The sequence below is a fragment of the Actinophytocola sp. genome, from assembly GCF_049647105.1.
Taxonomy (GTDB): Bacteria; Actinomycetota; Actinomycetes; order Mycobacteriales; family Pseudonocardiaceae; genus Actinophytocola.
Genome location: NZ_JBARWZ010000303.1, coordinates 24649 through 30931, shown reverse-complemented (window position 1 = coordinate 30931; position 6283 = coordinate 24649). Strand labels below are relative to the sequence as shown.

Sequence of the window (6283 nt, the reverse complement as noted above, 5' to 3'; positions counted from 1 at the left end):
CTGCTGTTGTGGGAGGGGCGGGCGCTGACGGTGCTCGCGTCCGCCGCGTCGGCCAGGGGCCGACGACCCGACGCGGCCAGGTACGCGCGGGAGGCGTTCGCCGCCTGCGAGCGGGCAGGCCATCAGGCTGGCGCCGCCAACGCATTGTCCATTGTGGACGCCATGACCAGCGTGCCGAGCCATGCCGGCTGAACTCCGCTTCCGCCTGCTCGGGCCCCTCGAACTGGCGGTTTCCACCGACAGCGCCGGGTCCGACTGGACCGTGATCGGCTCCACGAAGCGGCGGGCGCTCCTCGCCGCGCTGCTCGTCCGCGCGGGCGAACCCCTGCGGGTCGACCAGCTCGTTGAGGAGCTGTGGGGCGCGCGGCCACCGGACAGCGCCACAACGCAGGTGCACCAGAACGTCATGTGGCTGCGCCGCGCCATGGGTGACGAGCAGGGGCGGATCCTCGTCACCGACGGGCACGGCTACCGCCTCGACGTCACCGAGGACCAGCTCGACATCGGGCTGTTCGACGACCTCGCCCGGCGCGGGCTGGCGGCGTTCCACGACGGCGACCCGGAGTCGGCGGCCGACCTGCTGCGGCGGGGACTCGGTCTGTGGCGCGGCAACCCGCTGTCGGACGTGCCCGCGACCGAGCTGGTGGCGGCCGCCGCGGCCCGGCTCACCGAGCGGTGGCTCGACACGTGGGAGACCGCCGTCGACGCCGAGCTGGCGTGCGGGCGGCACGAGACGGTGGTCGCCGACCTGATCCAGCAGGTCGAGGTGCACCCGCTGCGGGAGCGGCCGTGGCGGCAGCTGATGATCGCGCTGCACCGCACCGGCAGGCAGGCGGAGGCGCTCGCCACGTTCCAGCGGGTGCGGCAGACATGGGTGACCGAGCTGGGTGAGGAGCCCAGCGCCGAACTGCGCCGCCTGCACCAGCAGATCCTCGCGCCCGCCGAGCGGATCGTGCCGCGCCAGCTGCCGGTCGCGCCCGGGTTCGTCGGCCGGGCCGCCGAGCTGTCGCAGCTGGGTGGTGGCTCGACGACGGCGACGGTCCTCGTCGGCGGCGCCGGGGTCGGCAAGACCGCGCTGGCGCTGCACTGGGGCGCGCTCACCGCCGACCGCTTCCCCGACGGCCAGCTCTACGCCGACCTCCGCGGCTTCGACCGGCGGCCGCCGCTGGCGCCCGCCGAGGTGCTCGCCCGGTTCCTGGCCGCGCTCGGGGTGCCGGTGCCCGACGGCGAGGACGAGCGGGCCGCGGTCTACCGGACCACGCTCGCCGACCGCGAGATGCTGGTGGTGCTGGACAACGCCCGCGACCCCGACCACGTGCGGCCGCTGCTGCCCGGCCCGTCGCCCGCCGAGGTGCTGGTCACGAGCCGCGACGACATGCGCGGTCTCGTCGCGACCCACGGCGTGCACCGGGTGACGCTCGGCCCGCTGCGCCCCGGCGACGCCACGGAGCTGCTGTCCACCGTGCTGGGGCCGGAGGACACGGAGTTCGCCGAGCTGGCCGAGTTGTGCGACCACCTTCCGCTCGCGCTGCGGATCGCGGCCGCCAACCTGTCCGCGCGGCCGCAGCAGACCGTCGGTGCCCTCGTCGACGCGCTGCGCGGCGGGGACGTGCTCGCGGAGCTGTCGGTCGCTGGCGACCCGACGGTTGGGCTGCGCGCGGCGCTGGACCTGTCGTGCGCGGGGCTGCCGAGGGAGTCGCTGTTGTTGTTGACACAGCGGGAGATCAGCGCGCCGTCCCCCGGTCTGGACCAGCTGGTCGCACTGCACCTGGCGGTCCCGCACGAACCCGGCAGGTACACCGTGCCGCCACTCGTACGGACGTACGCCAACTCGGTGACAGGTTTGAGTTTTTGATTTGATCTCTTGACTCGCCGACAACGTGGTGAATGATTCACGCAGTCACTCCACCGCATTGGAGGCCACTCATGAGTAGACGCGGATGGGGTCTTGCGACCGCTGCCGTGCTCTTGCTTTCCACCGTCACCGGGGTTTCGACCACCGCGACCGCGGCCCCCTCCTCCTCCGCCGACGAGCCGGCGCTCGTCCGGGTGCAGCTGCCCACCGAGTCCATGTTCGACGAGCTGGTGGCGAGCGGCGCGGACATCGCGGCGCGGCCCGGCGAACTGTTGGTGGACCTCGTGCTCACCGGCGGACAGCTCGACGCGCTCACCTCGCGCGGAGCGCGGGCCGTGCAGGTGATCCAGCGCGACGGCGACGGCACCGCCCGGTACAGCCAGACCCAGCGCCGCGCGGCCGCGGCCGACACCCTGCACTTCCTGTCCGCCAACTGGTGGACCGCCGACGGCACCACGTTCCTGCAGACCCTCGTCGCGACCACCGCGATCGCCGACCCGGACGTCGAGATCACCGTCAGCTGGACCGCCGAGAACGGCGCGACCGGCTCGTTCCCGTTGCAGCGCTTCGAGGACGCCGGCGAGTACCAGTACCACGTCACCGAGCCGATGGCCCTGCCCGCGAAGCCGGTGAAGGTGACCGCCACGTCCAGCCTCGGCGGCGTGAGCCGGGCGATCACGCCGACCGCGTGGCCGGGCGCGACCCCGCCGGAGCTGCCAAGCGGCTACCAGAAGGACTTCGTCGACGCCTACATGACGCCGACCGACATCAAGGCCAGGGTCGCGCGGCTCGGCCGCCAGTACCCGGACCTCGTCGACGTGGTCGACCTGCCGAACAAGACGCAGGGCTACCGGCGCACCGCCACCGCCTACCTGGGTGACCCGGCGACCGCGGCGGTCGTGGTGGAGTCGGTGCGGTTCGGTGACCAGGGCGCGAACGGCTGGCAGGTCAAGTCGGTCGACCCGGGCAGGCCGAACCGTCCCGCGCAGGCGACGTGGCGCGACCGCGTGCTGACCGTGTCGCTCGCGACCGACGGCGCTGGCGCCGTCATCTCCACCACCGACCAGATCGCCGCGCTGATCACGGCCCGCTTCCCGCAGCGCTTCACCGCGTTCGTCGAGGACGGCTCGGCGGGCAAGGTCGCGCCATCGGCCGGTCCGGTCACGATGGACGACGGGCTCGACGGTTCCGTGTCGCACAAGCCGTGGACCGTGCAGGAACTGCGGATCGGTGTGCACCGCGACGGCTCGCGGACCGGCGTGCTGGCCTACTCGCAGGAGCACGCACGGGAGTGGGCGACGCCGCTCGTGACGCTGGAGTTCGCGGAGCGGCTGCTCGCCAACTACGCGACCGACCCGGCGACCAGGCAGCTGCTCTCCGACGTCGAGGTGTTCGTGATCCCGACCGTCAACCCCGACGGCGCGAACTACTCGTTCTCCGACGCCAACTTCCAGCGCAAGAACCTGGTCAACCACTGCACGGGCAGCCAGCGCGACCCGAGGAACGCCGACTCGTGGGGCGTCGACGTCAACCGCAACTACACGGTCGGGTCGGTCTTCGACGGGTACGTCGGCGCGACCGCGACGAACTGCCTGTCCGGCACGTACGCGGGCACGGCCGAATTGTCGGAGCCAGAGGCCGCGAACGTCATCGAGCTGGCGAAGGCGCACGAGAACATCCGGTTCGCGATGAACGTGCACAGCTACGGCGGGTACTTCATGTGGCCGCCCGGCGCCTACGCCATGCCCGGCCGCGTCACGCTGCCCCGGCCATCAGCCGAGGAGGCGGCGATGTTCCAGGCGTCGGCCAAGCGGATCGTCGGCGCGATCGCGGCGTCGCGGGGCACCGTGACGTGGCCGTCGCGTACCGGCCCGGTCGCGGACGTCCTGTACTCGGCCGCGGGCAACTCGGCCGACCAGCTGTACTACGAGCTGGGCATCTTCGCGTGGGACTTCGAGATCGGCAACGACCGCTGGAACGCGGCGACCGGCCAGTGGGAGGGCGTCGGCTTCCAGCCGCCGTTCCCCGAGGCGCACGCCGAGTCGCAGGAGTACGCCGAGGGCCTGGTGGAGCTGCTGCGTGTGGCACGCGACCACGACCAGGGCTCCTGACCGTCCACACTGAACGGTGGCCGGGGGAACCGTCGCGTTCCCCCGGCCACCGGCGACTTACCGGGTATGACCACCACCCGGCCGCTCGTCGCGTTGCGGGCCGCGCGACTGTTCGACGGCTCTCGCCTGGTCGACGACCCGCTGATCGTCATCGGCGGGGAGCACGTCGCGGTGGTCGGCACCTCCGTGCCTGGCGTGGCGGTGACCGACCTCGGTGACGTGACGATCCTGCCCGGCCTCATCGACCCGCACGTGCACCTCGCGTTCGACGCGAGCCCCGACCCGGTCGGCGCGCTCGCCGCCCGCACCCCCGACGAGGTGCGCGCCGCCATGACCGAGGCCGCGCTGGCGTCGTTGCGGTGCGGCGTGACCACCGTCCGGGACCTCGGCGATCTCGGCTACCTGTCGCTCGGGCTGCGCGGCAACCCCGGCCTGCCGACGATCCTCGCCTCGGGCCCACCGATCACCACACCGGGCGGGCACTGTCACTTCCTCGGCGGCGCGACCGAGAACACCGAGGCAGCGGTGCGTGCCGCGGTCCGCGAACGGTCCGAACGCGGCTGCGACGTCGTGAAGATCATGGCGAGCGGTGGCACGCTCACCCCCGGCTCGTCGCAGCACCAGGCGCAGTTCGACGTCGGCGTGCTGCGCGCGGCCGTCGACGAGGCACACAAGCACGGGCTGCCGGTCACCGCACACGCCCATGCCACCGACGCGATCGCGGGTGCGCTCGCGGCCGGGGTCGACGGCATGGAGCACGCGTCGTTCTGGTCGGCGGACGGTGTCGACGACCGGCCCGACCTGCTGGCGGAGATCGTGGCCAGGCGGGTCGCGGTCGGCGCGACGCTCGGGCTCGTGCCGGTGCCGGGCGTGGTGGCACCCCCTCCCGTCGTGGCGCGGTTGCCGAAGATCCTGGCGATGCTTCGCAGGCTCATCGCGGACGGCGCGCTGGTCGTCGCGGGCACGGACGCGGGCGTTGGCCCCCCGAAGCCGCACTCGCCGCTGCCCACCGCGGTGCCGCAGCTGATGTCGCTGGGCATGAGCACGCTCGACGCGCTGCGGACGGTGACGTCGGTGGCGGCCGGGGTGTGCGGGCTGGCGAGCCGCAAGGGCAGGCTCGCGCCCGGTTTCGACGCGGATCTGGTCGTGGTCGGCGGCAACCCGATGGCCGATCCCGGCGCGCTGCGGGACGTCCGCGCGGTGTACGTCGGTGGCAGGATCGTGGCATGAAGATCACGTTCGCGAGCATTCCCGCCTACGGCCACCTGTACCCGATGCTGCCGCTGGCGCTCGCGTGCGCCGAGGCCGGTCACGACGTCGTCGTCGCGACGGGTGAGCCGTTCCTGGACGCGCTGCCGGTGCGGACCGCACGCGGGATCGCGGACGGCATGGTGTTGCACGACGTCGAGCAGGAGACGATCCGCAACCACCCGGACATGGCGCCGGGCCCGGAGTTCGCGATCCGGATGTTCGGCGAGACGGTCGTGCGGCATATGACGCCGTCGCTGCGGGACGTGGTCGAGCGGGAGCGGCCGGACCTGGTGGTGCACGAGATGCTGGCCATCGGCGCGGCGGTCGTCGCGGCCGAGGCCGGGGTGCCCGCGGTCGCGTTCGGGCTGGGCCTGTGGAACGCGCCGATCGCGGGCGCCTACGAGATCGCGGGTGTGTCGCCCGAGATGCCCGGCGGCTACCTCGACCAGATTCCGGCGTCGCTGCAGAACCCGGGGCCGCTGCCCGCGTCGCGGCGGCCGATCCGCCCGGTGGCGTGGGCGCCGGAGGTGCCGCTGCCGTCCTGGCTCCCGTCCGGGCGGCGGACGGTGTACGTCACGCTGGGCACGGTCTCGTTCGGTGCGGTCGAGGTACTGCGGCGGGCGGTGCTGGAGACGGCCGCGCATGATGTCGACGTGCTGGTGGCGGTCGGTCCCGAGGGTGATCCGGCGCTGCTCGGCGAGCTGCCCGCGAACGTGCGGCTGGAGAAGTTCGTGCCACAGGCGGAGGTGCTCGCGCACGTGGACCTGGTGGTGCACCACGGCGGCGCGGGCACGATGCTCGGCACGTTGTCGGCCGGGTTGCCGCAGTTGGTGATGCCGCAGGGGGCGGACCAGCCGTTCAACGCGGCCGCGATTCAGCGGGTGGGTGCTGGTCTGGTGTTACGCAACGAGGATCAGGCTCCCGGCGCGATCGGGGCGGCGGTGGGGGCATTGCTGGCCGACGGGCCGGAACGCACTACGGCGCAGGCGTTGTCGAAGGAGATCGCGGCCATGCCCGCCCCGACTGCGGATCTCCTGTTCTGAGGGTCCGTGTGGTTGGTGTCCTC

The 6283-nt window shown here is 72.9% G+C and carries 5 protein-coding genes; all 5 read left to right on the top strand.

Annotated features, from left to right (window positions below):
- The coding region (locus tag WBA97_RS37250; RefSeq protein ID WP_424235731.1) for a hypothetical protein at nt 1-192 on the top strand (192 nt) is incomplete at its 5' end.
- Entirely contained in the window at nt 182-1855 is a 1674-nt protein-coding gene (locus WBA97_RS37245) for a BTAD domain-containing putative transcriptional regulator (protein ID WP_424235730.1), read from the top strand. The genes WBA97_RS37250 and WBA97_RS37245, both read left to right, overlap by 11 nt.
- A gap of 71 nt (nt 1856-1926) precedes the next feature.
- Complete coding sequence (locus tag WBA97_RS37240; protein WP_424235729.1) at nt 1927-3966, top strand: M14 family zinc carboxypeptidase; 2040 nt, start codon at nt 1927-1929, stop codon at nt 3964-3966.
- A gap of 66 nt (nt 3967-4032) precedes the next feature.
- Nucleotides 4033-5196: an amidohydrolase family protein gene (locus WBA97_RS37235; protein WP_424235728.1), complete on the top strand. Its 1164-nt coding sequence runs from the start codon at nt 4033-4035 to the stop codon at nt 5194-5196.
- Nucleotides 5193-6260 (top strand): glycosyltransferase, encoded by a 1068-nt coding sequence (locus WBA97_RS37230; RefSeq protein WP_424235727.1) that lies wholly within the window; start codon nt 5193-5195, stop codon nt 6258-6260. The genes WBA97_RS37235 and WBA97_RS37230 overlap by 4 nt, the downstream gene beginning before the upstream one ends.
- Nucleotides 6261-6283 lie beyond the last annotated feature (23 nt).

What these genes read in the sequence shown, in the direction of transcription:
- WBA97_RS37230 (WP_424235727.1), top strand. Translation starts at nt 5,193, where the DNA reads ATGAAGATCACGTTCGCGAGCATTCCCGCCTACGGCCACCTGTACCCG.
- WBA97_RS37235 (WP_424235728.1), top strand. Translation starts at nt 4,033, where the DNA reads ATGACCACCACCCGGCCGCTCGTCGCGTTGCGGGCCGCGCGACTGTTC.
- WBA97_RS37240 (WP_424235729.1), top strand. Translation starts at nt 1,927, where the DNA reads ATGAGTAGACGCGGATGGGGTCTTGCGACCGCTGCCGTGCTCTTGCTT.
- WBA97_RS37245 (WP_424235730.1), top strand. Translation starts at nt 182, where the DNA reads ATGCCGGCTGAACTCCGCTTCCGCCTGCTCGGGCCCCTCGAACTGGCG.